We start from the raw sequence: 25,965 nt of genomic DNA on the forward strand, positions 1-25,965 counted from the left end.
GTCGGGGGAGGTGCTCGTGGGGCGGCCCCGGCTGGGCTACGCCACGGATGGCGGGTTCGTGCTCCGGGAGGACGGCTGGTCCGTGCGACCCCGACTGGGCGTGGGGATGGTGATTTTTCCGTGAGCCCCGATGACCCGATTCCGCCCCGTGCCTCCTCCCTGTCGGACATGAGGAGTTCGGGCTCACATGCGACCGTCGCGCCCCGTGCGGCGGAGGACGCGCGGCTGGCGGCGGCCATGCAGGGCCAGCGCGACGCGACCGAGTCCCTGCTCCTGGACCTGCTGCCGCGCGTGCGCAACCTGGTGCGCTACCTGGTGCGGGGGGACTCGGACGTGGAGGACATCGCGCAGGAGTCCCTCATCGCCCTGGTGCGGGGCCTGCCCACCTATCGCGGCGACGGGCGGTTCCACGGCTGGGTGGACCGGGTGGTGGTGCGCACGACCTTCGCGTGGCTCAAGCGCTCGCGGGGGCGCGAGGCCCGCTACAGTGGGGATCCGGTGGAGTTGCTGGCGGTGCCTTCCGACGAAGCGCCGGCGGATGAGTACGTGCATCGCCGTCACATGGTGGCGCTGCTGGACAGGCTTTCGACGGAGCAGCGGCATGCGTTGGTGTTGCACCACGTGCTGGAACTGAGCGTGCAGGAGATCTCCACGGAGCTGGGCGTCCCCTTCGAGACCGTGCGCAGCCGGCTGCGCCTGGGCCGCACCGCGCTGCGTGCGCTGGCGGCGGATGGCGACGGGCCGGAAGGGGGGGCGTAATGAGCCCCTTGCCTCCCGGGGACGGCGACGAGGAGCCGCTGGACGATCTGCTGCGGCCGCTCGATGAGGGTTCGGGACCGGCGCGGCGGTTGTCCCGCAAGCGTTCGAGCGCGCTCGTGCAGGCGGCGCTGGACGCGGCGCTCCAGCCTGTCGCGCCCGCGCCGCCTTCCCGTCGGCGCAAGCGGCCTCCCGTGTGGTTGATGGCGGGCGCGGCGCTCGTCTTCACCGGAGCCGCGGCGGCCGCCGTGTGGCGCTTCTCGGCGTCCAGGCCCGCGACCCCGGTGGTGCTGACGCCGCACGTCCCCGAGCCGACCCGTATCGCCACGCTGGAGCCGGTGTCCCTGCCGTCGCCGCCCGCGCCGTTCGTCATCGAGCACCCCCGCCCTGCCCGGCCGGTCCCCGCCACGCGGGAGCAGGCCCGGCCGGAGGACCTGCTGCGGCAGGCCAATGCCTTGCGCTCAGAGGGGAAGTGGACGGAGGCGGAAGGGCTGTACCTGCGCGTCATCCGCGCGCAGCCATCCTCGCTGGCGGCCTACGTAGCGCGCGTGGCCTCGGGGGCACTGCGGCTGGAGCACCTGGGGGACGCGCGCGGGGCGTTGCGCCAGTTCCAGGACGCCCAGCGCTCGCAGCCCGGCGGCATGCTGGATCCAGAGGCACGGCATGGAGAGGCCGAGGCGTACCGGGCGCTGGGTGACACGGCGGCGGAGGCCCGGGCACTGGACGCATTCATCGCCTTGCATCCCGACTCACCACTGGGCGCCACCGCCCGGAGCCGGCTGCGGGAGTTGTCGCCGCGATGAGGCCCGTGGTGGGAGTCGTCTCGCGCATGAGGATCCACGTCGCGGGGTTCTTGTTGCTCAGCGTCGCGTGCACCGTGAATGATCCGGTGGCCACGCTGCACACCCCTGACGCGGGAAGCATCCCGGATGCCTGGGCCTCGCACTGCGCCGACAGCGGACCTCCGCTCCTGCTGGGCGACCCCGCCTCCGGTCCCCTCGTGTGCAGCGGCCGGCTGGCGGAGACGCTGTTCCGCCGCGCGGCGTGCTCCTGCGAAGGACTCTCCCTCAGCGCGCCCTTCATCACGGATGCATTCCGGAGCTCCGTGGGCCCCTACACGCCCGGCGGCACGGGCGGCGACGTGGGCGTGAACGGGGGGCTGTCCGCGAACAACCGCGTCCAGGTGGGCGGCACCCTCCAGGTGGGCGGCACGGCGGGGCTCATGCTCAGCGGTCCTCTCTCCGTGGGCGTCGGCCTGGACAGCAGCGGTCCCCTCTCCGGTCCAGCGACCGCCACCGTGGCGGGCAACGCTCGGGTTCGCGGCGACGTGACGCTCGCGGCGCTCACGGTGGGCGGCGTGCTCACCGTGCCCCCCGAGTTCACACCCGGCCCCGCCCAGGCGGCCGAGCTTCGCCGCGAGCCCGTGGCACCCGTCGTCCCGTGCGACTGCGACGCCGCGTCCCGCTTCGACCCTGGCGCGCTCATCGCCCACCACTCGCGGGACAACGACAACGCGGCCATCGGCCTGGACCCCGCGGTGCTGGAGGACGTCACCGGGGAGCGCGTGCTGGAGCTGCCCTGCGGCCGCTTCCTGCTCACGCGCGTGGCAGGGCCAGGCCAGCTCACGCTGCGCATCCGGGGTCGCACCGCGCTGTTCATCCCGGGCGGCGTGAACCTCCTCGAAGGCCTCACCGTGGACGTGCCGCCACCGGGAGAGCTGGACCTGTTCCTGTCGGGCGGCCTCGTCGTGTCCGGCCAGCTCACGCTGGGATCCGCTCCCCACCCGTCGCGCGTGCGCGTCTACGTGGCGGGCACGGAGCCCCTGGACATCTCCGCGGGCAGCCTGCTCGCAGGCAACCTCTACGCGCCCCAGGCCCGGCTCAACCTGAGCGGCAACGCGGAGGTGTTCGGCGCCCTGTTCGTGCGCGGCCTGGAAGCCTCCGGGGCCGTGCAGGTGCACCACGACGCCGCCGTGCTCGACGCCGGCGCGGCCTGCCCTGCCGGATAGCGCGCGGGCTTCAGCGGAAGACGACGGTCTTGTGGCCGTTGAGCAAGATGCGGTGCTGCACGAACCACGTCACCGCGCGGCCCAGCACCACGCTCTCCACGTCCCGGCCCATCGCGGTCAGCGCCTCGGGCGACAGCGTGTGGTCCACGCGCGCCACGTCCTGTTCGATGATGGGTCCCTCGTCCAGGTCGCCCGTGACGAAGTGGGCCGTCGCGCCAATCAGCTTCACGCCCCGGTCATACGCCTGCTGGTAGGGCCGCGCGCCCTTGAAGCTGGGCAGGAACGAGTGGTGGATGTTGATGAGCCGCCCCCGGAGGGCGTCGCACGTCTGGGCGGAGAGGATCTGCATGTACCGGGCGAGCACCACCAGGTCCACGCGCTGCTCGCGCACCAGCTCCAGCAGGCGCGCCTCCTGCTGCGCCTTGTTGTCCGGCGTCACCGGCAGGTGGTGGAACGGGATGTCGTGGGACGCCGCCAGTTGGTAGAAGTCCCGGTGGTTGGACACGATGGCCGGGATCTCCACCGGCAGGATGCCGCTGCGGTAGCGATACAGCAGGTCGTTCAGGCAGTGGCCAATCTTGGAGACGAGCAGCAGCACCCGGGGCTTCACCGCCGCGTCGTGCAGGTGCCAGTCCATGGAGAAGCGCGACGCGAGCGCCGTGAACGCCTCGCGCAGCGCCGCCGGGTCGGTCTTCGACACCTCGTCCGCGAAGTGCACGCGCATGAAGAACAGCCGCGTCTGCGGATCTCCGTACTGCCCGCTGTCGAGGATGTTGCAGCCGTGCTCCGCGAGCCATCCGGAGACGGCGTGGACGATGCCCCGTTGATCCGGGCACGACAGCGTGAGGATGTACTGGGAGGGGTGCTCGTTCATGGGCACCGCTCACTGTAGCGGACGGACGCCCACGGACTGAGGCCCCGGCCAGGGCGACTTCGGGCAGTGAACGCCCGGCCCGCCGGTCGGGGACTTCCCCCGTGGCGAAGCGACCCTAGACTGTCGCCTGCATGGCTGCCCCCCTCTCCTCCCCCGCGCCCCGCCTTCGTCCGGTGTCGGAGTCCCTGCGCGAGTACGGCCGGGGCATCGCGGGCGGGCTGCTCTTCAGCCTCCCGCTGCTCTACACGATGGAGGTGTGGTGGGCGGGCTTCACCTCCCATCCCGCGAGCGTGCTGGGCTACCTCGTGGGCACGTATGTGCTGCTGCTCGGCTACAACCGCTACGGCGGCTTCCGCCGGGACGTGAACTGGTTCGACGTGTTCACGGACTCGCTGGAGGAGCTGGGCCTGGGGCTCGTCGTGTCCGTCGTCGTGCTCGTGCTCATCGGCCGCATCGGCCGGGGCACGTCGCTCCAGGAGGCGGTGGGCATGGTGGTGGTGGAGGCGGGCACGGTGGCCATCGGCGTGTCGGTGGGCACCGCGCAGCTGGGCGGACAGCACCGCGAGGAGGAGCCGGAAGAGGACAAGCGCCGCCTGGAGTCCGCGGACCATGTTCCCGCGCAGCTCGTCATCGCGTTCTGCGGAGCCGTGCTGTTCGCCGCCAACGTGGCGCCCACGGAGGAGATCGTCGTGATCGCCGCGGAGACGTCGCCCTGGCACCTGTTGGGCCTGGCGGTGCTGTCGCTGCTGCTGGGCGGCCTCATCCTCTTCCAGAGCGACTTCACGAAGGCGCACCGTTTCACGCGCCGCCGCCTGCGCCGGGACGTGCTGGCGGGGACCGTGGTGACGTATGCGCTGGCATTGATTTCGAGCGCGCTCGTGCTGTGGTTCTTCGGCCGGTTCGCGGGCAATGGCCCGGGCATCTGCGTGGCGCAGGTGGTGGTGCTGGGGCTGGCATCGACGCTCGGCGCGTCCGCGGGAAGGCTGCTCATCCAATCATGAAGACCCGTTGGAACTGGCTGGAGGGCGTCGTCTTCGCGTCGAGCTGCGTGCTCGTGGCGCTGGTGCTGGGCTACCTCGCGGTGGATGCGTGGAAGACGGACAGCAGGCCCCCGGACCTGGCCGTCACGGTGGGAGCCCCGGTGCGCGGCGAGCAGGTGTGGCGCGTGCCCATCACGGTGGCGAACCACGGCGACACGGCGGCCGAGGAGGTCCACGTGCGCGTGACGCTGCGCGGAGAGGCCGCGTCGCGGGAAGAGGCCGAGTTCGTGCTCGCGTTCGTGCCCCGCCATTCGAAGCGGGAGGGCTGGGTGGCCTTCCGGAAGGACCCCTCCCCCACTGGAGTGGAAGCCCACGCCGTGGGCTACGCGACTCCCTGATTCAGGGGCCCCGCGGTCCGGAGACCTGGAGCTTCCGGTTCGCGGCTATCCTGGGCGCTGACACCTGGGAGGACGCGCATGCGTCAGGGGATCCGCAGCAAGGGGTGGATGGTCGTGGCCGTCGTCCTGGGGCTGCTCCTGACGTTCATCCTGCGTGAGCGCGGAGCGGCTTCGGACCGGTTGGCGCAGAAGTCCTCCACCCTCGCGGCGACGTCCGCCAGGTCGGGCACCGCGACACCCGCCACACCCGTGCCGGGCGGGAGCCTGCGCATCACCGGCCTCGCGCGGGATGCACGAGGCCCCATCGCGGGCGTGCGTGTGTCCGCGTCGCGCGTGGAACCGGAGGAGACGCTGTCGGAGCGCTCCTGCCCGCCTTCCGACACCGGGATGGAGGCTCCCGGCGCGCCCCCATCCCGGCTGATCAAGGGCTGCTGGACGCAGGCCTACACGGAGCTGCTGGAAGCGGTGAGCGCCCGCGAGGGTGAAGCGCGAGTCCTCGCGGAGACGACCACCAACCCGGACGGCACCTTCGTGCTCGACGGGCTTCCGGAGGGCGCGTTCACGCTGTGGGCGCTGGGGGAAGAGGGCGCGGCGGTGCGTCCCGACGTGATGGCGGGAAGCCGGGACGTGGTGCTCGGCCTGGAGGAGGGAAACGTCTTCGAAGGCACCGTCACGGACGCACCTCCCGGGCAGGAGCCCGTCGCGGGCGCCCGGGTCACCGTCTTCTCGCACCAGCACACGCGCTTCTTCGACGCCGTCACCGACGCCCGCGGACGCTTCCGCATCGGGCCGCTTCCCCGGGCCGACTACGCCCTTCTCATCACGGCCGACGACAGGATGCCGCGCCTCTCCCAGGTGGCCCGCGCGCTGGAGTCCGAGGTGTTCGTCCTCGAGCGCCTTGCGCGCTACGCGGGCCGGGTCGTGTCAGCACAGGGCACGCCCGCGCCAGGGGTCCAGGTCGTGTTGTCCGCCCCCCTGCTCGAACCCGTCGTGCGCGTCACCACCACGGACGCCCAGGGGCGCTTCTCCCTCATGGCGGCGGGCTCCCGGGAGAACGAGCTCTTCGCCGAGACCGCGGCCCATGACGCCTTCGCCTTCGTGGAGAGCGCGCCCCGCGAGGACCTGGTGCTCACGCTCGAACCCGGCGGGTTCCTGGAAGGCACCGTGCGCGACGACGCCGGGAAGTCGCTCGCGGGCGCGCGGATCCGCGCAAGCCGCATGGGTCCCGAGGGGTACGCCGGACACGGCCAGGCGCTCACGGACGCGACCGGGCACTACCGCCTGGGCCCCCTGCCCCGACAGACCCTCTTCATCCGGGCCTCGGCCGCGCAATACCTGGACGCGGAGACGACCCTGCACCCCTTCCACCCGGACACGGATCCGCTCGACTTCACCCTGACGCGCGCCTTCTCCGTGGAAGGCCTCGTCGTGGATGACGAAGGCCACCCGCTCTCCGGGATGGAGGTCCGGTTGCAAGAAGGCTCGCCGTCGGAGCGCGCGCAGAACGCCCACCGCATGAGGACCGGTCGCTCCGACGAGGCGGGGCGCTTCGTCGTGGAGACCGGATCCGCGGGCCCCGGGTGGCTCGAGGTCTTCCACCCATCCTTCCTCGGCGGAAAGCTCGCGGTGGACATTCCGTCGCGCGAGGTGCGGATGGTGCTGCACCGGGGCGCCAGCGTGTCCGTCACCGTCCTGGGTGCGGCGGGAGCGCCGCTGCACGGCGTCCCGGTGACGCTCTGGAAGCGGGAGGAGCGGGGCTTCGCTGAACGCACGGGCGTCACGGACGAGCAGGGCCGGGTCACGCTCCGGGGGGTGAGGCCCGGTGGCTACGTGGTGGAGGCCCTGCTCCGGAGCAGGGCCCTGGATCAGCACGCCTCGCGACCGCTGGACGTGACGGAAGAGGAGGTCCCGGAGGTGTCGCTGCGGCTGGAGGAGGGCCGGACCCTGCGGGGGCTCGTCGTGAACACCCGGGGCCAACCCCTCGCGGGGGTCGCCGTCCGGGCCGCGGTTCCCCAGGGGGACGCGCCCCGCTACCGGGACCGGGAACCAGACCCGGACGTCGACCGCTACGACAGCTACGACGAGGAGCGTCCGGAGGGCGTCCTCACCGATGCGGAGGGCCGCTTCACCCTGCGACACCTGAGCGCGCCCCGCTACGTGCTCACCGCGAGCCTGGGGGGCCACGAGTTCGATGCCGCCCGCTCCCGGGGAGGCACCCCGGAGGACACGGAGTCCCTGACGGTGGGAAGCCAGGCCAGCGAGGTCCGGTTGGTGATGCGGCGCAGGCAGTACGCCCGGGGCCGGGTCGTCGCGGAGGGAGGCGCGGCCCTCGAGTCCTTCGAGGTGAACGGCCAGCGACCCCGCACGCCGGACGGAGCCTTCGAGCTGTGGGTGGAGAAGACCGGTGACTGGCGGTTGCGGGTGGAAGCCGAGGGCTTCGCGCCGCTGGAGCGCACGCTCACCGTGGACGGTGAAGACGACCTGGACCTGGGAACACTCACGCTCAAGCGGGGCAGGACGGTGCGGGTGCTCCTGCGCGATGCCGTGACGGGCGTCCCGTACAACGGCCGCCTGAGCATCGACAAGGGAGCGACGATCACGGTGGCCGTCCGCTATCGGATCCGCGTGGAGGGCGCCCTGGACGGCCCACCCTACCCGGGCCTGCACCGGAGCATCCCCACGCTGGACGGGACCCTGCTCCTGGAGCACCTGCCCACCACGGCGTTCGCGCTCGAAATCGACGCCCCCCTGTACCTGCCGCTGCGCGGAACGGTGGGCGCGGAGGAAGAGACCTTCACGGCCCGGCTGGAGCCAGGCGCCCGGGTGACGGGCCACGTCCGGGACGCGCAGGGCCGCCCTGTTCCCGCGAAGCTGCTCTTCGTGAGCACCGACGGCGCACGGGAGGACGGCCAGACGGATGACGCGGGAGGCTTCGACCTGCGGGCCCTTCCCCCGGGCCTCTACACGGTCCATGTCTTCGGGTCCGACAGCAGCAACGCCCCCCTCTTCCCATCGCAGTCCGTGCGGATTCCCTCCCGCGGAGAGGTCCACCTCACGTTCGAAGCCCTGGGCTCCGGCACCACCGTGACGCTGCGGATGACGGAAGACGTCCACACCGCCCTCCTGCTCCCGGGGCAGGTGCCTGCCCCCGGAAGCAGCAAGGCGTTCGACTTCCTGGCCTCGCGACAACACCCCCAGGTGGAGTGGACCGGCCTGTCGATGCGCTTCAGCCACGTCCCCGCGGGCCACTACACGCTGCTCGCCGTGAACCGCGCGAAGGATGGGGTCCACCGGGAGGAGCTGGACGTGCCCGCCGAAGGCACGCTGTCCCGCGACGTGCGCCCCGTGTGGACTCCACTCGCGCGCTGACACCGGGGCATGGGCTCTCCCGCCGTTGGGGACGCCCGTCCCCGGAAGCCCACCAGCCCCCCTGCCACCGCGTCAGGGGCAGCTCAGCGAGTACGCCCACTCCGTGGTGGGCTGCGCCGTGACGGGGTTGCAGTTCGGCTCCACGCGCACCTTCAACTGCCCCGACGTCCCCGAGTACGAGAACGTCAGATTCCGGAGGACCGACGGGTCGCCCGTGGAGGCGCAGCCGGTGTCGGCCACCAGGGTCGTGCCGGAGTAGACCTTGAGGCGGTCATGCACGGTGTAGGTGTGGTAGCTGAGCGTCACCGTCCCCGACGCCTTGCCCAGCTGGAACGTCCGCTCATCCACCTGTGCGCCCCCCGCGGTGGACATGGTGTTGCACGAGCCCACCAGCGTGACGGTCTGGTACGGCGTCCGCACGACGTTGGAGCGCTGGTCCATGCAGACGCCAAAGAAGAGGTACGTCCCCGGCGCGAGGGTGGCGGTGTGGCTCAGGCTGCGCGGGACGCCGCCCCCGACATCGGTGGTGTCGCCACGCAGCAGCCCGCCCGTCGTGTGGTGGAGGGCGAGGTTCGACAGCCCCGCTCCGTCGTCACGCCCGGAGAGCGTCAGGTAGACCTTCCCGTTGTTCGCCGGGTCCACCGTCACCGCCAGTGAGCAGAGCTCCGGAGGCGTGCGGTCCACCACCAGCTCGTACCAGTTCGCCCAGGTGTTCCCGAACCGGTCGACCGCTTCGAACCTCAGCGTGTGGATTCCCTCCGAAGCGTTGCTGACATCCACGAGTACGCTGTCGAAGCTGAAGGTGAGGGGGAAGGGACTGCTCCACGACTGAGCGACCACCTCCGCCCCGTTCAGGAGCACCCGCGCCGACTGGATGCCATAGGCGTCGTTGCCGCTGAACTTCAGGTTCTGCTGAGGCACGTTCGTGAACCAGGGCGTCGCCGTGTTCGAGGTGATGGTGACATTCGGCTTCGCGACGTCGAGCGGGAAGTAGACGAGCCTGCTCACCTCGTTCCCGCGGGTGTCCTTCGCGGTGACGCTCACGGTATGAAGGGTGTGCGTCCCATAGTGCTTCGGGTTGAGGGTGATGACGCAGTGGCCGGTGCAGGCCTGGGTGTGCACCGATGTGCCGGTGACGGCGGAGGAGAGGACCACCGTTCCGGTCTCCAGCCCGTTGGCGTCGCTCACGTCGACCGTGACGATGGCCTCGGTCGGGCTCGTCTGCTCGGTGGTGATGGACACGGCGGGAGGCGTGCGGTCCGCGGGCGGTCCGACGTTCACCGCCGCCCAGGCATCCTCCACCGCCTTGTACTCGGGGGTGTGCGGCACGCGCTGATAGAGCGTCATCGTCGCCTCGAGCATCATCTCCCGGGTCGTGTGATAGTTGTTGATGCGCGAGAAGTAGATGCCGCTGAGCGTGTGGTACCAGATCCAGTTCGTCGCGTTGATGCCAAGGCCGGTGAGGCCCCTGGGGAGGAAGGCGCTCTCCCGCTGCGGATTCAGCAGGCCGGGGGCCGGAGCCTGACCTGCCGGGAGCACGCCAACGCTGAGGAAGTAGAACATCCGCGCCAGCGGTCCCGCGGCGTAGTGCGAGGGCGCGGTGTCGATGCCCGGCGCCCAGGCGGGGTACATGAACGGGTCGATGAACGAGCGGCCGTAGCGGGCGTCCCCCCAGTTCCCGAATGTCCAATCCCCCCGCACGGTGATGGGCTTGCGGGGCCCGCCGCCGCTGCACGTCAGGGCGTTGCACGGAGCTGACGCGAGCGCGAGCGCATCGGGCAGGTAGAAGCCGGCGACCAGACCGAAGATGTCCGCCGTCCCCTCATCCAGTCCCCCCATCTCGCCGGTGGGGCCGCTGATGACCCCGGTCATCTGCTCGAAGGCCATGTGGCCAACCTCGTGGGCCACCGTCTCGATGTCGGTCAGCGGGACGTTCGAGAGCCCCTTCCCGTCGGGCACGTACCCGAGCACGATGACGCCATTGCCCGCGGGGTTGGCATTGCCCTGCGAGGCGTGGACATAGGCGTGGATGGGCCCGCCCTGGCCGTCCCAACCATTCCGGAGGTACACGTCGGAGAACATCCGGTTGGTGCCGTAGATGGAGATGAACGCGTCCGCCGCCGCGGTCTGCCCGTTGGCGGTATTGGGGCCCTGGAAGGCGTAGAGCTGGTTGTTGCCCCAGATGTTGCTCGTGCTCGTGTAGTCGAACGCCACGGTTCCACCGCGCTGGGTGGCGGCGGAGACGTAGTCGTACCGCTCGCTCTGGAGGTGGAAGAAGGCCTTCGCGCTCTGGTACGTGGGAAGGAGGACGTTGCCCGCGAACGCGCTGCGCAGCGAGGCCTTCGCCATGCCGGAGGGCGGGAAGGCCCGCTCCTGCACGGCGCCGTCACGCTCGCGGACGAACAACTCGCGGGGCTCGTCTGGAGCGAACGCGGAGGTGACCTTCACCCGGGTGCCCCGCTCGAACCCCACCACCGTCTCGTAGTCCGCGGCATTCCCGCCGGAAGCGCCGGGGCGCAGGCGGCGCTCGTAGACGGGCTCCAGGACCGCCTCGCCCACGTCGCTCACGGTGAGCCCCTTCCGTGCGACGTGGGCCCTGGCCTGCTTCAGGCCGGCGGTGGCGGTCCGCCGCGCGGGCGCGACGCCCTCGAAGGTGTCGGGCTCGCCGAGCACCTGGAGCGTGTCGTCCACGAAGACGATGACGCCCAGATCCCGTCCCGTCACGGGCGTGCCCTGGAAGACCTGCTGAATCCAGACGTGGGTGTCGCCCAGGGATTGGGTGTCGACCCGGCGAACCCGGAACGACAGGCCCGGCGTCCGCGAGGCGAAGCGGCGCTCCACCTCCGCGAGCGCCCGCGCCGAGCGCGGTGCTTCCCGGGCGCGAAGCACCGCGAGGTCCTGGGGACTGACGTCGGGACGCATGGGCGTGGGAGTGGATGTGGCGCCGTCCCCCGTTTCAGCCAGCGTTTCCCCGGGGCCGTCCGTGGAATCTCCACACGCCACGAGGCCGAGCACGACGAGCACAGATGCGAAACGCAACTTCATGAATGTATCCCCCTCTGAGTACGACCCGTGACTTGTAGCAGCGGGCCTCCTCACGGGACAAATCCGCGCGAACCCGCTGCCGGGCAGATGTGGACGCCTCTTGCGCGCTGACAGCGGGTCCTTGCGCTATCCTGCCGCGCATGGGGGAACGAACACGCATGCGCGCGGGGTGGTGGCTGGCATTGGGAGCGTTGGCCGTCGCCGCGCTCCTCGCCTTCTTTCTCTGGGGAAGCCCGTCCCCGGAGCCCACGAGCGCCACCGCCACCGCGTCCGCCGCCGTGACTCCGGTGGCCCGCGCCGCGCTGATCACGACCCCGCCGCGTCCTTCCGGGAGTGGGCGCATCACGGGCCTCGTGCGGGATACCCGGGGCCTCGCCGCGAGCGCGCGCGTCTCCGCTTCGCGGACGGAGCCCTGGCGGACGCTGTCGGAGCTGCCCTGCCCCACCGTCCAACCCGACCAGGAGGGCATGCCCGTCGCGCTCAAGGACTGCGGGTTCGAGTACCGGCGCATGATGGTGGAGCTCGTGAGCGCACGGCTGGGCGAAGCCGACGTGTTCGCGGAAGTGACGACCGACGCGGACGGTCGCTTCGTGCTGGAGGGGCTGCCCGACGGCAACGTCACGCTCTGGGCCCTGGCGGACGAAGGCGTGGCGATGCAGGCCCACGTCCCGGTCGGCGGAGCCGACGTGGTGCTGGACCTGGAGGAAGGGGGCTTCATTGAGGGGACCGTCACGGAAGCGGACGGCAAGACGCCCATCCCCGAAGCCCAGGTGACGTTGATCCACCGCAAGCACACCCGCTTCTTCGACACGCGCACCGATGCAAAGGGCGAATTCAGCCTGGGTCCGGTGCCCCGGGACTCCTATTCGCTCTTCGTCGCCGCGAAGGGTTGGGCCTCGCGATTCATCCCGAACACCCACGGCTGGGACACGGACGAGCCCCTGAGGCTCACCCGCCCGACCCGCGTCGCGGGCCGCGTGGTGGCGGTGGATGGAAGCCCCGCGCCGGGAGTCACCGTCCTGCTCGATGGCGATACCCCGCTCGCGACGGAGCAGCTCACCACGTCCGACGGGACGGGCCACTTCTCCTTCGACGACGTGCCCGCCGTCCCCCACCAGCTCTCCGCCACGTCGAGGGAGGCGAGCGCGTTCGCCACGCTCAACGTGACGCCCCCGCTGGACTCCGTGGTGCTCCAGCTGGAGCCCGGCATGTACGTGGAGGGCACGGTGCGCGGCGACACCGGCCAGCCCGTCGCGGGCGCGAAGGTCCTCACGTACCGGGAGGACGGAGGCCCCGCCTCCGCCGAGGCGACCACCGTGACGAGCATGGCGGGTCGCTACCGGCTGGGGCCCGTGCGCTCCGGACCGCACACGTTCAAGGTGGAGGCAGCGCACCACCTGGACCTGGAGCTCGCGGCCCAGAGGCTCCAGCAGGGCATGGGGCCGCTGGACTTGACCCTCGTGCGCGCGGCGTCCGCCGAAGGCATCGTCGTCGACGAGCAGGGCACGCCGCTCGCCGGCATCCCGCTGCAGTTCCGCAGCGGCGAGGAGCACTGGAACTACAGCTATCCCGAGGACACCCAGCTGTCGGATGCCGAAGGGCACTTCGTCCTGGACGCCGCGGAGCCAGGGCCCGGCTTTGTGTTCACCAAGGACACGTCCTTCCTCTTCGGGGCGCTGGCGGTCCAGGTGCCCGCCGCGTCGCTGCGGCTGGTGCTGGACCGGGGCGCCTCCGTGTCGGGCAGCGTGACGGACGCACAGGGGCTGCCGGTGCACGGGGCCGCGCTGAGTCTGGGTAACGTCCAGGGTGACGACGAGCGCGAGGAGCTGCGGCGCTCCGCGACCACGGACGCCTCGGGCCGCTTCCTCCTCCAGGGCATCCGGCCCGGCCGTTACGTCCTGGAAGCGACCGTCTCCCGGGACTGGACCGACGAGCGCGCCTCCCGCCCCATCGAAATCACGGGGCGCGAACACGTGGACGTGTCCCTGCGCCTGGAAGAGGGCCGCACCCTCTCCGGGATGGCGGTGGACACGGCCGGCCTTCCGCTCGCGGAGGTGAGGATCCTGGCCACCACGCCCGACGTGGACGACCCTCCATGGCGCCACCGGGAGGAGGACCCCGCGGTCTCCGCGGGCGCGCGTTCGGGTCCGGATGGCCGCTTCACCCTGCGTCACCTGGCGGCCACCCGCTACGCGCTGACCACGGACATGCCGGGCTACACCTTCCATCCGGAGCGCTCCCAGGGAGGGACGTTCGAGCAGAAGGAGGAGCTGTGGGTGGACGCGCACGCGGAGCAGGTCCGCCTGGTGTTCGTCAAGGATGGGCACCTGAAGGGCCGGGTCGTGGATCCGACAGGCAAGCCGGTCACCGCCTTCACGCTGAGCCTCTCGAACCGTACGTCCCCAGGGTCGGCGGTGGACGCTCCCGACGGCACCTTCGACTGTCCCGTGAAGGGCTCCGGCACCCGGACGCTCACGGTGCGGGCGGAGGGGTTCCCTGCCTTGCGTCGGGCCGTGACGACGGAGGAAGGCGTCGACCTCGACCTGGGCACCCTGACGCTCGAAAACCACTGGACGCTGCGGCTCCACCTCCATGACCAGAAGACCGGGGAGCCCCTCACCGAAGCGGACAAGCCCTTCGTGGAGTTCTGGAGCCCCGGAGCCCGGCCAAGCATCCACGGCCGGGGCGACGTCCGGCGCCCCACGTTCAGGAACGGCCTCTTCGAAGTGGAGGCCGCGCCCCCACTGCCCTTCACCGTGGAGGTGTCGACGAAGGGCTACCGCGACGTCACCCGGGCCGTGACGTCCCGCGATGAAGTCCTCACGGTGCCCCTGGTTCCCATCGCCGCCGTCGCCGAACCCGTGTCTCCCTAGGGGAAGAACGCCGTCCGGTCACACGTCAGGCTGCCGCCCGCGCGGTAGAGCAGGTCCTGGTAGACGATGGTGTTGCTGATGGGAGACGCGCTCGTCACCGACGCCACCGTGACGCCGCCGCGCACCGCCCGGAAGCGCGGCGTGCCTTCGCGCAGCGGGATGCGGAAGGACTGGATGCCCGCGCCCACGTCCTTGCGCTGCACGGTGCCCGCCACTTCAATCTCGAGCGTCGCGGGCGCGGTGAGGAACGCCAGCAACTCAATCTCATTCACGGCGGCGGCGCCGTTCACCAGCTTGTAGACGGAGCGCTGCTTCGTCAGGTCCGGCGCGGCGGTCGTCGCCTGGTTCCGGTGGAAGTAATACACCGCGTCCCGCACGATGGCCGGCTGCACGCCCGTCTTGAACCACGTCGTGTAGTAGGCCGTCAGGTCGAACGGCGCCCACTGCGTGCCGCTGGACGGGGAGAACTCCGTGGCCTCCGAGTAGTCATTCCAGGTGATGAGCTGCACCCAGTCCGCGCCGCCCTGGATGGCCGCGTCCCACAGCGCGAGCAGCGCCTGGGAGTTGTTGGCCTCCGTGTAGACCAGGTCCTTGGGCCGCGAGTCCTGCACCGCCAGCGGCGCCATCCACTTGAGCCCCATCCCATGCGCGGTGCCCGGGTTCGTCTTCTGCCCCGCCGCGCCCGCGAGCGTGCGCGAGCCCCAGGTGGACGTGCCGTACAGCGGCACCTGCGCCTTCAGGCTGGTCGTCGCCGCCGCCCACGGCGACACGTACACCGGCCACAACGCGGACGGGATGCCGCGCGCCGACAGGGCCTGGAGCGTGGAGGCCCACCACTGCGGCGTGCGCCGATCCGCGGCGAACGGCGCGAGCAGCAGCCGCCCGTCGTCCAGGTGGTACGTCGCCGCGTGCGACGCCACCGAGGCGATGGAGTCCACGAAGGCCGTCTGGGCCTCCGCGTCCGTGCCCTGGTACGTGGCCGTCATGTCCGGCATCAGCACGATGTGGAAGCCCGCGTCCACGGCGGCCGCGGCGTCCAGCATCTTGAGCAGCCGCGTCCAGTGCGTGCCCTGGTGGTTGAGGATGTCGTAGGTGAAGCCGTCCAGCCCCAGGGCCGCGGCGCGCCGCACCTCCAGTTCGAAGTTCGCGCGCTCGTAGTCCACGCCCACCGCGCGCGGAGGCTGCGGCAGGGGCCGCTGCTTGAGCAGGCCGCCGCAGTAGGCGAACTTGGAGTTCTCCCCCGTGGGCTGCAGGTAGTTGCGCGCGTAGTAGTCGACCGCCGGATCCTTGTTGTCGAGCGACAGCGGATAGGGCGAGAAGTAGTGCGCGAAGACCTTCTTCGGCGACGCGCGCAGCGACGACAGCGACGGCAGGTCCAGCGCGAAGCAGGGCGTGGGCTGCGCCGTCACGGTCGCCTTCAGCTCCAGGTCGAAGCCCAGGTCGGACGAGTTGAGCGTGGACTGATGCACCTCCACCGCCAGCACGTTGGTGCCCGTCACGAGCGCGGTGAGCGGGATGGAGGCGGTCAGCCACGCCGTCTCGTCCACCCCGGCGATGGTCAGCGGCGCCAGCGTGGAAGGCGTCACCGTGCCCGCGGGCAGGTTGGTGCGGAAGACCTCCGTGCCGTTCAGGTAGACGATGGCGCCGTCATCCCGCAGCAGGCGCAGCACGCCCGCGCTCACCCGCGACGCATCCGCCACGGTGAACGTCTTGCGGAACCACGTCGTCACGTAACGGGACGTCGTGCTGGGGCCGTAGGACACCACGGTCGCCTCGTCACCGTCGCCGTACCCCAGCTGCGCGGCGCCCTGCGCCCACGCCGCGTCCGAATAGGCCACCGACCCCCACTGCGCGCCCGGATCCACGCCGGTGTCCCGGTACTTCCACACGCTGCCGGCCGCCACCAGCGTCGTGGAGACACCCACGGCCGCCTCCTGGACCCCAGAGGGAGCCGCCGGCTCGGAGAGTTCGGCGGGACCGCAGGCGCTGGCGCCCGCGATGAAGAACGAAAGACAACCCACTCGAACGAAGTTCGACAACCGCAGCGAAGACATGAAGCCTCGGGGGGAGGGGCGGCCCGGAACACCGGGCCGCGCGAGACAGACGGCGGACAACGTCAGCTCTTATCCGCCCGAGGCTGTGATTGTTTCTCCCAAATCATGAAAAACTGCTTATTCCAGCATAAGCAGTGTTTTCCAGACCCTGCCCTGCCTTGCCTCCGAGGCCTGTCTAGCGGACGAACTCCCACGCATCCGCCCAGGCCATGCCCGTGCCCGGCGCGTAGTGCGACGCCGCGCCCTGGCACCAGCCGGAGTACGGGAAGGGCTTGCAGCGGTACAGGTGCGCGTCGGTGCCCTCCACCAGCGTGCCGGCCGTGTAGCTGGAGAGGCCGGCCGGGTACTTGTATTGAGCCGTTTCGCCCGGGCCCCCATCCGAGCCACCATCCGAGCCGCCACCGGGTGCCGGCTTCTCCAGGTCGACCTGGAACGTGTAGCCCGTCTCCTTCGCGTACACGCGGTTGGCCAGCGCGTCCTGGACGGGGGTGACGGTGCCCGTCGTCTGGAGCACGCCCACCTGCACGCGGCTGGAGGCGGCGTTCACCTGCTGCGCCAGCCGGTGGATCCATGTGGCCGCCGGGGTGGCCGCGTCGAGCAGCAGGGGGTGGGACTCCGCGTCACGGCCCGCGCTGTCGAAGAGGCGGAACGTCACCTTGCTGCCCTTGGCCAGGTCCTCGCGGGCCTGCACCTGGCCCAGCTCCTTCCACACCACCGGCGGGGGCTGCGTGTCGCTGAACTTCACGTCCGTGCAGGCGTAGAAGGCCTCCGGGCTGTCGGCGCGCTGCCAGATGGCATAGATGACGTGCGCTCCGCTCCGGCCCGCCGGGAAGGGGCACTGGAGCCGGTAGCGGTTGTTCGTCGCGGAGACGTTGGTGACGTTGCAGAAGGGCGTCGCCTCCAGGTCCGACCACTTCAGGGGCAGCGCCGGGTTGTAGCCGGCCTTCGTCACGAAGAGCTGGAAGTAGCCCGTGGCGTGCACCGCGGTGGCGTGGAAGACGAACTCGAAGCGGCCGCTGGCGTCCGGGGTGATGAGCGTGGACGGCCAGTCCGTGCGCGCCAGGTCCAGCCCCCGGTGGCTCTCATTGGCGGCGCTGCACAGCTTGCCGTCGGGGATGATTTCGCGGTGGCGCCCGTTGGCGGCGCCCTGCCGGACGCCGTTCCAGTCGTACAGCGCCTGCGTCCCACCGGCCTGGATCACCGCCTTGCAGGCGGCCGACCTGGGACTCTCCGGCCCTTCCTTGAAGCAGCCATAGACGCGGCTGAGGGGCACTTCCATGGAGCCGTGCGCCGCCGCCACGCTGGCGGACAGCAGGGAGACCACGGCCAGCGATGCGGCGAGGACCTTCTGGATTGCTGGGAACATCTCTTCCTCCTCTGTTCAGCCCACAGGGAGGAAGGGCGGAAGCCTTTCGGGTCAACGCGGGGGCGCGGAAAAAAGAGGGAGCCACTCTTTTCCGCGCCCCGCCGGGCGGCTCAGGCCAGCAGCTCCGGCAGCAGGCCCTTGGCGTGCGAGGGGTCGCCGAAGTCGTCCAGGGGTCCGCCCGCCGCGTTGCGTAGCCCCACCGCGCTGCCAAGGGTGTTGAGCAGCTTGTTGTGGTTGGGGTTGCCGCCGCCGGACGCCGTCACCGCCACGCCCTGCTTGAGATAGCCATTGCAGCTTCCCGCGAGGATGAAGGGGATGTTGCGCGCCGAGTGCGACGGCCCGCTGCCCAGGTCGTTGAACCAGACGGACACGCCCTGATCCACCAGCTTCTTGCCGTTGGGCAGGGCGTAGGCCGCCAGCTTGTCCAACAGGTAGTTGAAGGTCTTGGCGAACTGCGCGTCCACGCGCGAGTGCAGCAGGTCCGAGCCGGCGATGACGCCGCCCAGGGCGTCGTGCGACAGGCGGCGGTGGGAGATGAAGTGGTAGTTCTCCATCAGCTGCCCCGTCGCCGGGTCGCGGTAGCGCGTGGAGCTGTCGTTGCCATTGCCCACCTGGATGGCCACCGAGCGCGTGGTGCCGCACGCCACCGCGAGCACCGCGATGTCCATGTGCAGCCGCACCGTGGCCAGCACCTCGTCGCCGTCCGTGCTGTTGTAGCCGGGCGCCTGCTGCTGGAGCCGCAGCTCGTCGTCCGCGCGCGCGCGGCAGCTCAACGCGACCTCCAGGTCGCGCACGTTGGACAGGTGCAGGTCCAGGCGCTGGTGGTCGGTGCTGCTCAGCTCCGGGCGCGACTGGAGCGCCTTGAGCTGTCCGGACACCAGGTCGTTGATGCTCTTCTGGCGAACGAGCATCGCCTCGCGCGCCTCCGGCGTGAGGCCGCCGGGGCCGCCCACCATCGTCTGGTAGGCCACCCACGGATCATGCAGCGCGGCCCGGCGCGCCGCGCTGCCCCGGTAGGAGATGCACGGGCCACCCAGCCAGCCGCCGGACTGCCCCGCGTAGAGGAAGAGCGAGTCGCGCTTCTGCGGGTTCAGCTCCCGGCCGATGCGGTGGTCCAGCGACTCGCCGGACGCCTCGGAGTCGCCGCCCACGCCCTCCACGGTGGGGCCGCGCGCGGTGAGGCACTGCAGGGCGCCACGCGCGTGGCCGTCCCCGTAGTTGTAGTCCCTCATGTTGACGTTGCGCACCACCAGCAGGCGCGCGCGGTGGTCGGCCAGTTCCACCAGCGACTTGCCCGCGAGCGTCGTCGTGGTGAGGGCGCCCAGGGGCTCCGGCCAGAAGCGCTCCGGCTCCAGGCCCAGCTCCGCGGTGTTCTGCGCGGCGGCCACGCCATCCGCCGGGCGCAGGAAGATGGCAAAGGGCAGCGCCCCGGGCTCCGCGGCCTCGGCCTTGCGGGGCATCAGCCCCTCCAGCACCGGCAGTCCCAAGATGGCCCCACCCAGGCCCTGCAACACGCGTCGACGGCTCAGTTTCACGGCAGCTCCTCCGGGTGGCGGTTCACGAAGCCCACGCCCGTGACGACTTCGACGACCAGGTCCACGATGGACAATTGCCCCGCCTGCGACAGCTTCCCCAGCCGCGCCACCAGGGCCGTGTCCTCCACGACCGCCGGGCGCCCGCTCAGGAACTCCACCCAGTGGCGCGCGTAGCACTCGTGCACCGCCTGCGAACTGGCGAGCACGTCCGACAGGTCCAGCGCGTCCTTCACCGCGACCTTCTGCCCGCCGATGCCCGGGGACGACGTGGCGTCCACCGGATGCCCGTTGTCCGTCGTGCGGAAGCCACCCACGGCGTCGAACTTCTCGAAGGGGAAGCCCAGCGGGTTGATGAGCGTCGCGTGGCACGACGCGCACACCGAGCCGGGCGCCTCCGTGTGCGACGTGACGACCTCGCGGTTGGTGCGGCCGTTGGGGGCGGGCAGCGCGGGGATGTTGGCCGGCGGCGCGCCAATCTTCTGGCACAGCAGGTGCTCCGACAGGAACACGCCCCGGTGGATGGGATCCGGATCCACCGACGTCGCGTGCGACGCGAGGAAGCCCACCTGGGTGAGCACGCCCCGGCGCTGGGTGGCGTCCAGCGTCACCGGCACGAAGTCCGCGGTGAACGTCCCGCTGAGGCCGTAGACGCGCGCCAGCTCGTCGTCGACGAAGGTGTCGCGCGACGTGAGCAGGTCCTGGAACCGCCCCTCGCGATTGAAGACGACGGAGTCGACGAAGAGCGCGTTCTCCTTCGCCGCGGACGCGGACAGCTTCGCCGTGACGGTGGGGAAGCGCGTGGTGGACGGCCGGATGCTGGCGTAGCGGGGCACGTCGAAGACGACCTGGTGGTAGGCCCCCACCACGTCGCGCGCCCGCGCGTCCTTCATCATGCGCCGCGCCTGCTCCGCCACGCCCTCGCGCGTCGTCAGCGCCCCCTCGCGAGCGGCGGTGAAGAGCGCGTCATCCGGCATGGAGCTCCAGAGCGCGTAGCTCAGCCGCGACGCCACCTCGTAGGCATCCAGCGGCACCTTGCCGTCCGCCGCCTGGGTGCTGCGCTCCACGCGGTAGAGGAAGAGGGGCGACTGGAGGAACCCCTCCAGCACCAGCCGCAGGCCCGCCTGGAACGGGGCCATGGTGGAGTACGACGCGGGGCCCTTGCGGTACAGGACGAGGTACGCCTCCACCTCGTCAGGCGTCAGCGGCCGGCGGTGCGCCCGCAGGCCGAAGGACTCCACGAACGCCTTGGCGCGCGCCTCGTCGGTGGTGGTGCCCGGAGGCAGCAGCTTTCCGAGCTTCGTCGCGTCCGTGGCCACCTGGCCCGCCAGGTCCGCCGCCGCGCGCTGGTAGGCGCCCCACAGCGCCTCGTCCACCGACAGGGAGCGGGCGTCGTTGTCGAAGAGGAAGCCGCTCTGGGACGGATCCGCGCGGAACGTCTGCGCCAGGGCCGTGGGCGGCGCGGTCAGCCGCAACAGTTCCTGCACGCTGCTCACCCACTGGGGATGCGTCAGCCGCGCGACGCGCACCGAGCGCGCCGGCTGCTCCACCGCCACGGGCGGGTTGTTCGTACCCCCCGGGTCACCCGGGCCACCCGTACCGCCACCCGGGCCGGGGCCACCCGGCTTCGCCGCGTCGAGAATCTGGCCTTCACAGCCGCCCAGCAGTCCCACGGAGACCGCCAGCAGCGCCGGACTCCACCATCGTCGTCGTCGCGCCATTGAGCGTGCGCCTCCGTTCGTTGGAGCTCATCCCAATGAGGAGTTGACTTGTTGTCAATCCGTACACCGGCCAGCCAGGCGTCGCGTCACATCTACATTGAAAACAAATGTCGTCACGGCACGCGGGTCCAACGGTCTCTTGTGGAGATATAACAGTGCTTATACATTCCGACCATGTCGCTCCCGAGCAGCGCCACCCTTGGCACCCTTCTTCGGCATCTGACCGAGTTGCTCGATGGCGCGGTCGAGAAGGCCTACGAGTCGCTCCCTCTCGATTACCGGCCGCGCTACACGCCGATCGTCCGGACCTTGATCGAACTCGGGCCCGCTTCGATCCGAACGGTTTCAACACGCGCCGGCATCAGCCATTCGGCCGTGAGCCAGACCGTCGCGCAGATGGAGAAGCGCGGGCTGGTGACCCTGCGCGCCAGCGACGACGACGCACGCGAGCGCATCATCGTCCTGACCCCCGCCGCGGAGGCCATCGTTCCGGCGCTGCAGAGGCAATGGGAGCTCACCCAGGCCGCCGCGCAGGCCTTCGAGGGGGAGCTGTCGATGCCGCTGTCGCAACTGCTGCGCGAGGCCATCGAGGCGCTGGAACGACGCCCCTTCGACGAGCGCCTCGCGTCGACAAAACCATCGAAGCCGTCCGGGAAGCGGGTCCAGAAATGAAGCCGCATGTGATTGCGTCGTTGATTGCGTTGAGCTGTTTCTGCACGACCGCGCTGGCACAACCGCGTCTGTCGCCCAAGGAGCGCGTCACGGCGCTCAGGGCCATCTCGACGGAGTTCGAGAAGCGCTATGTCTTCCCGGAGCTGCGGCCGAAGATCATCGAGCGGTTGAACCAGCTGCAGAAGGCTGGACGCTACGATGTGGACGATCCGCTCGTCTTCGCCGAGCGGCTCACCGGGGACCTTCGCAGCGTCAGCAACGACAGGCATCTTTCGCTGCGGGTCGACCCGGCGGCCTACGCCGCGGCGCTGGCCGCGCCGGACAGCGACGCGGGCGAAGAAGCCTACTTCCGCCGCCAGGCCATTCGAGATCATCACGGCCTGGCGGAGATGCGGATCCTGCCGGGCAACATCCGCTATCTGAAGATCACCGGGTTTCAGTGGACCAACGACGCGAGCGGCACCGCCTACGACGACGCCATGCGCTTCCTGAAGGACGGCGACGCCATCATCATCGATCTCCGCAACAACGGCGGCGGCTCGCACGGTGCGGTCCGCTATCTGGTCAGCCACTTCCTGGATCCCGACACCCTGGAGCTGACCTTCCTGCAGGGTTCGGAAACACCTTCGCAATCGCGGAGCCTCGAACATCTGCCGGCCGGGCGACTGAAGGGCAAGCCGCTCTACGTGCTGATCGACGGACAAACGGCATCGGCGGCGGAAGCGTTCGCCTACGATGTGCAGCAATTCAAGCTGGGCGTGCTGGTCGGAGCCAGGACCGTGGGCGCGGCCAACAACAACACGCTGCTTCCCATCGCGCCCCACTTCATCCTCAGCGTTTCCTACGGCCGTCCCGTGCATGCGGTGAGCAAGACGAACTGGGAAGGCGCCGGGGTCGCACCGGACGTGGAAACGCCCTCCGCACAGGCGCTCGATGCGGCCCAGATGCACGCGTTGAGAAAGCTCTCCCAGACCCCCGGAGCGACGCCCGAGCAGCTTGGCGACTATCGCTGGGCGAACATCGCCGTCGAGGCGCGCATGCATCCCGTCAGCCTGGATCCCGCGATGCTGGCGCCGCTGGCGGGGCGCTATCTGAGAAGCGGTGCGGGAGCCGCGCCAGTCAAGGTCACGCATCGCGACGGAGCGCTCTGGTTCGCCTTCCCCGATCTCCCGGTCGCACGCCTGTCACCCCTGACGAAGGACGTCTTCGCTGTCGAGGGCTATGAGGTGCTGCGGGTCAGGCTCACCGGCAAGACGCTTGAGATGCTGTGGCGCGACGAACCCGCTCCGCGCGTCTATCCGCGCGAATGACCCGCCGCAGCCGTCCGTTCTCCGCGCCCCTCCAGGTCAGGATTCGGCAGCCTGCTATCCGGGGATGAGGAAGCGCGCGATGACGCGCTTGAGGCCCACGTCTCCGCCGAACTCCACCGTCACCTTGGCGTTGGGGCCGCTGCCGTCCGTGGAGACGATGCGGCCCGAGCCGAACTGCTCATGGCGCACGCGCATGCCGCGCACGTCCCCGCTGACGGCCTCCATGTCGGACGACGCCTGCGAGTAGCTGCGGTCCACGCGCGGGCCCGTCTCGTCGTCGTCCCACGCGCGGCGGCGCGGGGCCATGGCGGCGGGGCGCGGCGGCGCGGGCAGGTCGTTCTCCTTGAAGCCGAACAGCGCCTGCGGCACGTCCGCCAGGAAGCGGCTGGGCGGGTTGTACTTGAGCTCGCCGAAGAGGGAGCGGCACTGCGCCAAGCTCACGAAGAGCCGCTTGCGCGCGCGGGTGAAGCCCACGTAGCAGAGGCGTCGCTCCTCGGCCATCTCCTCGCCGCCGTCCGGTTCCTCGCTCTTGAGCGCGCGCGAGTGCGGGAAGACGCTGTCCTCCATCCCGGTGAGGAACACGGCGTCGAACTCCAGGCCCTTGGCCGCGTGCAGCGTCATCAGCGCCACGCGGCCCTCACGCACCTCCGCGTCCGCTTCGCCCACCAGGCTGATCTGCTCCAGGAACGCCTGCAGCGGCGGCACGTCCGCGGTGAGGGGCGCGGAGTCCACGCCCTCCGGGGCCTCCTCCTCGCGCGCCTCGGCCGCCATCGCCGAGGCCACGGAGTCAGAGGCGCGCTTCAGGTCGAACTCCTGCGCGGCGCCCAGCAGTTCCTTCAGGTTCTCCGCCCGGGTGAGCGACTCGTCGCTGCCGTCCGCGACGAGCGTCTCCACGAGCTTCGTCTCCTTGAGCATCTGGTCCACCGCGCCCGCCGCGTCCTTCGCCGTCTGGGCGAAGCCGTGCAGCGACACCAGCAGCTGGTGGAAGCCGCCCAGCCGCTTCTGCGCCGCGGCGTTGAGGGCGGGGATGCGCTGGCGCTCGGCCAGGGCCTCGTAGAGGCTCAGGCCCTGCTCGTTGGCGAAGTCCGTCAGTCGCTCTTCCGTGGTGTCGCCGATGCCGCGCGCCGGCACGTTGAGCACGCGCAGCAGGTCCGCGTCCGAGCGCGGGTTCACCATCAGCCGCAGGTACGCGGACGCGTCGCGCACCTCCGCGCGGTCGTAGAAGCTGCGCCCGCTCACCAGCGTGTACGGCACGCGCGCCAGCCGGAGCGCCTCTTCCAGCACGCGGCTCTGCGCGTTGGTCCGGTAGAACACCGCCATGCTGGAGAACTTGATGAAGCCCTCGCGCTGGAGGGCGAGGATGCGGCGGGCCACCTCCTGCGCCTCCGCCCGCTCGTCGCGGTGGAGCATCAGCTCCAGGTTCTCGCCCTTGGGCCGCTCGCTCCAGAGCTTCTTCGCCATGCGGCGCGTGTTCTTGGAGATGACCTCGTGCGCCGCGGTGAGGATGTTCTGGTCGGAGCGGTAGTTCTGCTCCAGCTTCACCACCTTCGCGCCCGGGTACTGCAAGGGGAAGTTCAGGATGTTGTCCACGTCCGCGCCGCGCCAGCGGTAGATGGACTGGTCGTCATCCCCCACCACCACCAGGTTCGCGGACGGCGGCGGGGCCAGCTGCCGCAAGAGCGCGTACTGCACGGGGTTGGTGTCCTGGAACTCGTCCACCAGCACGTGCGTGAAGCGCGTGCGGTAGCGGTCCAGCACCGCCGGCTGGTCGCGGAAGAGCTTCACGAGCAGCAGCAGCAGGTCCCCGAAGTCCACCGCGTTCGCCGCGCGCAAGAGGCGCTGGTAGACGCGGTACACCCGCTGCACGATGGCGCCACGGAGGTCGTCGTTCTCCACGCGCATGTCGTCCGGCAGGCGCGCGGCGTTCTTCTCCTGGTCGATGCGGTGGAGGATCTCCCGCGGCTGCATCACCGGATCCACGCCCGCGTCGCGCATGGCGCGTTTGACGAGGCTCATCTGGTCGCCGTCGTCGTAGATGACGAACGAGCGCGTGAGCCCCACGTGCTCCGCCTCGCGGCGGAGGATCATCGCCGCGGCCGAGTGGAACGTGCTCACCACCAGGTCGTTGGCCTGCGCGCCCAGGAGGGCGGTCAGGCGCTCGCGCATCTCGCGCGCGGCCTTGTTGGTGAAGGTGACGGCCAGGATGCGCCAGGGGAAGACGCGGCGCACCTTCACCAGGTGGGCGACCCGGCGGGTGATGACGCGCGTCTTGCCGCTGCCGGCGCCCGACAGGACGAGCAGGGGGCCGTCGCCATGGAGCACGGCATCCGCCTGGGGCGGGTTGAGGTCTTCGAGGAGGGCGGATTCGTGGGCGTTCACGGGGGTTTCCACACAGGGAAGAACCCCGTCTTCTAACGTCTTTCGCCCGCCGGTGTGGGGTCTTCCGCCGTCCCCGGCGCCCGCCGGGCCGTCCGCCCCCGGGACAGGCAGGAGCGTGCGGTATAAAGCCGGGAGCACGCCATGTCCGACACCCCATCGACGCCTCCCTCCCAGGCCCAGCTCGACCGCTTCGCCGAGGGCTTCAACCAGAGCCTCACCCTGCGCCACTTCGGCGCCCGGATGTCCTTCCCGGAGGGCCGCAAGGTGGTGGTGACCCTGCCCCAGGTGCGGCCGGAGCACCGGGGCGGCCTGGGCACCTCCGCCGTCAACGGCGGCATGCTCGCGGCCCTCTTCGACCTGGCCATCGGGTGCACCCCGGCGCTGAGGGATCCCACGAAGCGCTGCGCCACCATCCAGCTCTCCATGAGCTTCGAGCGCCCCGCCACCGGCGACAGCCTCCACGTGGAGGCCACGCTCGACCACGGCGGACCGTCCACCGTCTTCGCGTCCGCCCGGCTCCTCGACAGCCAGGGGCGGGTGTGCGCCCGCTGCCAGGGCGTCGTGCGCGTCTCCTCCCAGCCCTGGGCCGCCGGCGACAGCCCCGCCACCAACTGACACCCACCCACCC

Annotated in this window: 17 protein-coding genes; 10 read left to right on the forward strand and 7 right to left on the reverse strand. The window is 70.8% G+C overall.

All coding sequences use genetic code 11. The annotated features are described in order from the left end of the window. Positions 1 to 120 precede the first annotated feature (120 nt). From D7V93_RS08560 to D7V93_RS08570, 3 genes are read left to right on the forward strand one after another with little or no spacing between them, the layout of a single operon-like run. Positions 121 to 759, forward strand: coding sequence for an RNA polymerase sigma factor (locus D7V93_RS08560; protein WP_372338302.1), 639 nt, complete (start codon positions 121 to 123; stop codon positions 757 to 759). Next, positions 759 to 1,559: a tetratricopeptide repeat protein gene (locus tag D7V93_RS08565; RefSeq protein WP_120642917.1), complete on the forward strand. Its 801-nt coding sequence runs from the start codon at positions 759 to 761 to the stop codon at positions 1,557 to 1,559. The genes D7V93_RS08560 and D7V93_RS08565 overlap by 1 nt, the downstream gene beginning before the upstream one ends. 26 nt (positions 1,560 to 1,585) lie before the next feature. Continuing rightward, complete coding sequence (locus tag D7V93_RS08570; protein WP_120642918.1) at positions 1,586 to 2,764, forward strand: DUF7305 domain-containing protein; 1,179 nt, start codon at positions 1,586 to 1,588, stop codon at positions 2,762 to 2,764. A 10-nt stretch (positions 2,765 to 2,774) separates the two neighbouring features. On the opposite strand, the gene purU is transcribed toward D7V93_RS08570, so the two are convergent. Further along, positions 2,775 to 3,638 carry a formyltetrahydrofolate deformylase gene (purU, locus tag D7V93_RS08575; protein WP_120642919.1) on the reverse strand — a complete coding sequence of 288 codons (864 nt, stop codon included), beginning with the start codon at positions 3,636 to 3,638 and terminating at the stop codon, positions 2,775 to 2,777. Positions 3,639 to 3,769: 131 nt separating this feature from the next. Here purU and D7V93_RS08580 point away from each other — a divergent pair, with 131 nt between their 5' ends. From D7V93_RS08580 to D7V93_RS47310, 3 genes are all read left to right on the forward strand, one after another. Continuing rightward, on the forward strand, positions 3,770 to 4,639 hold the full coding sequence (locus D7V93_RS08580) for a TIGR02587 family membrane protein (protein ID WP_120642920.1): 870 nt from the start codon (positions 3,770 to 3,772) through the stop codon (positions 4,637 to 4,639). Next, positions 4,636 to 5,016 (forward strand): hypothetical protein, encoded by a 381-nt coding sequence (locus tag D7V93_RS08585; protein ID WP_120642921.1) that lies wholly within the window; start codon positions 4,636 to 4,638, stop codon positions 5,014 to 5,016. The genes D7V93_RS08580 and D7V93_RS08585 overlap by 4 nt, the downstream gene beginning before the upstream one ends. Before the next feature lie 78 nt (positions 5,017 to 5,094). Beyond that, complete coding sequence (locus tag D7V93_RS47310) at positions 5,095 to 8,385, forward strand: carboxypeptidase-like regulatory domain-containing protein (RefSeq protein WP_120642922.1); 3,291 nt, start codon at positions 5,095 to 5,097, stop codon at positions 8,383 to 8,385. 72 nt (positions 8,386 to 8,457) lie between these two features. Here the strand turns inward: D7V93_RS47310 and D7V93_RS08595 are convergent, their stop codons facing one another. After that, on the reverse strand, positions 8,458 to 11,430 hold the full coding sequence (locus D7V93_RS08595) for a M4 family metallopeptidase (RefSeq protein ID WP_120642923.1): 2,973 nt from the start codon (positions 11,428 to 11,430) through the stop codon (positions 8,458 to 8,460). Positions 11,431 to 11,588: 158 nt separating this feature from the next. Between D7V93_RS08595 and D7V93_RS08600 the strand changes: the two genes are divergently transcribed. Then, complete coding sequence (locus D7V93_RS08600; RefSeq protein ID WP_147451089.1) at positions 11,589 to 14,303, forward strand: carboxypeptidase-like regulatory domain-containing protein; 2,715 nt, start codon at positions 11,589 to 11,591, stop codon at positions 14,301 to 14,303. On the opposite strand, the gene D7V93_RS08605 is transcribed toward D7V93_RS08600, so the two are convergent. From D7V93_RS08605 to D7V93_RS08620, 4 genes are all read right to left on the reverse strand, one after another. After that, positions 14,300 to 16,228: a glycoside hydrolase family 71 protein gene (locus D7V93_RS08605; RefSeq protein ID WP_158623683.1), complete on the reverse strand. Its 1,929-nt coding sequence runs from the start codon at positions 16,226 to 16,228 to the stop codon at positions 14,300 to 14,302. The two genes, D7V93_RS08600 and D7V93_RS08605, sit on opposite strands and share 4 nt — an antisense overlap. A 304-nt stretch (positions 16,229 to 16,532) precedes the next feature. Beyond that, positions 16,533 to 17,723 carry a lytic polysaccharide monooxygenase gene (locus D7V93_RS08610; RefSeq protein WP_120642926.1) on the reverse strand — a complete coding sequence of 397 codons (1,191 nt, stop codon included), beginning with the start codon at positions 17,721 to 17,723 and terminating at the stop codon, positions 16,533 to 16,535. Positions 17,724 to 17,833: 110 nt separating this feature from the next. Then, positions 17,834 to 19,258 (reverse strand): DUF1552 domain-containing protein, encoded by a 1,425-nt coding sequence (locus tag D7V93_RS08615; RefSeq protein ID WP_120642927.1) that lies wholly within the window; start codon positions 19,256 to 19,258, stop codon positions 17,834 to 17,836. Further along, positions 19,255 to 20,976 carry a DUF1592 domain-containing protein gene (locus D7V93_RS08620; RefSeq protein WP_208722953.1) on the reverse strand — a complete coding sequence of 574 codons (1,722 nt, stop codon included), beginning with the start codon at positions 20,974 to 20,976 and terminating at the stop codon, positions 19,255 to 19,257. The genes D7V93_RS08615 and D7V93_RS08620 overlap by 4 nt, the downstream gene beginning before the upstream one ends. A 174-nt stretch (positions 20,977 to 21,150) precedes the next feature. On the opposite strand from D7V93_RS08620, the gene D7V93_RS08625 reads away from it, so the two are divergent. After that, entirely contained in the window at positions 21,151 to 21,648 is a 498-nt protein-coding gene (locus tag D7V93_RS08625) for a MarR family winged helix-turn-helix transcriptional regulator (protein WP_120642928.1), read from the forward strand. Continuing rightward, positions 21,645 to 22,958, forward strand: coding sequence for a S41 family peptidase (locus tag D7V93_RS08630; protein WP_120642929.1), 1,314 nt, complete (start codon positions 21,645 to 21,647; stop codon positions 22,956 to 22,958). The genes D7V93_RS08625 and D7V93_RS08630 overlap by 4 nt, the downstream gene beginning before the upstream one ends. A gap of 54 nt (positions 22,959 to 23,012) precedes the next feature. Here the strand turns inward: D7V93_RS08630 and D7V93_RS08635 are convergent, their stop codons facing one another. Beyond that, positions 23,013 to 25,337: an ATP-dependent helicase gene (locus D7V93_RS08635; RefSeq protein WP_208722954.1), complete on the reverse strand. Its 2,325-nt coding sequence runs from the start codon at positions 25,335 to 25,337 to the stop codon at positions 23,013 to 23,015. A gap of 141 nt (positions 25,338 to 25,478) precedes the next feature. Here D7V93_RS08635 and D7V93_RS08640 point away from each other — a divergent pair, with 141 nt between their 5' ends. Beyond that, entirely contained in the window at positions 25,479 to 25,952 is a 474-nt protein-coding gene (locus D7V93_RS08640; protein ID WP_120642931.1) for a PaaI family thioesterase, read from the forward strand. The last annotated feature ends 13 nt before the right edge of the window (positions 25,953 to 25,965 follow it).

It is taken from the genome of Corallococcus llansteffanensis (genome assembly GCF_003612055.1).
Taxonomy (GTDB): domain Bacteria; phylum Myxococcota; class Myxococcia; order Myxococcales; family Myxococcaceae; genus Corallococcus; species Corallococcus llansteffanensis.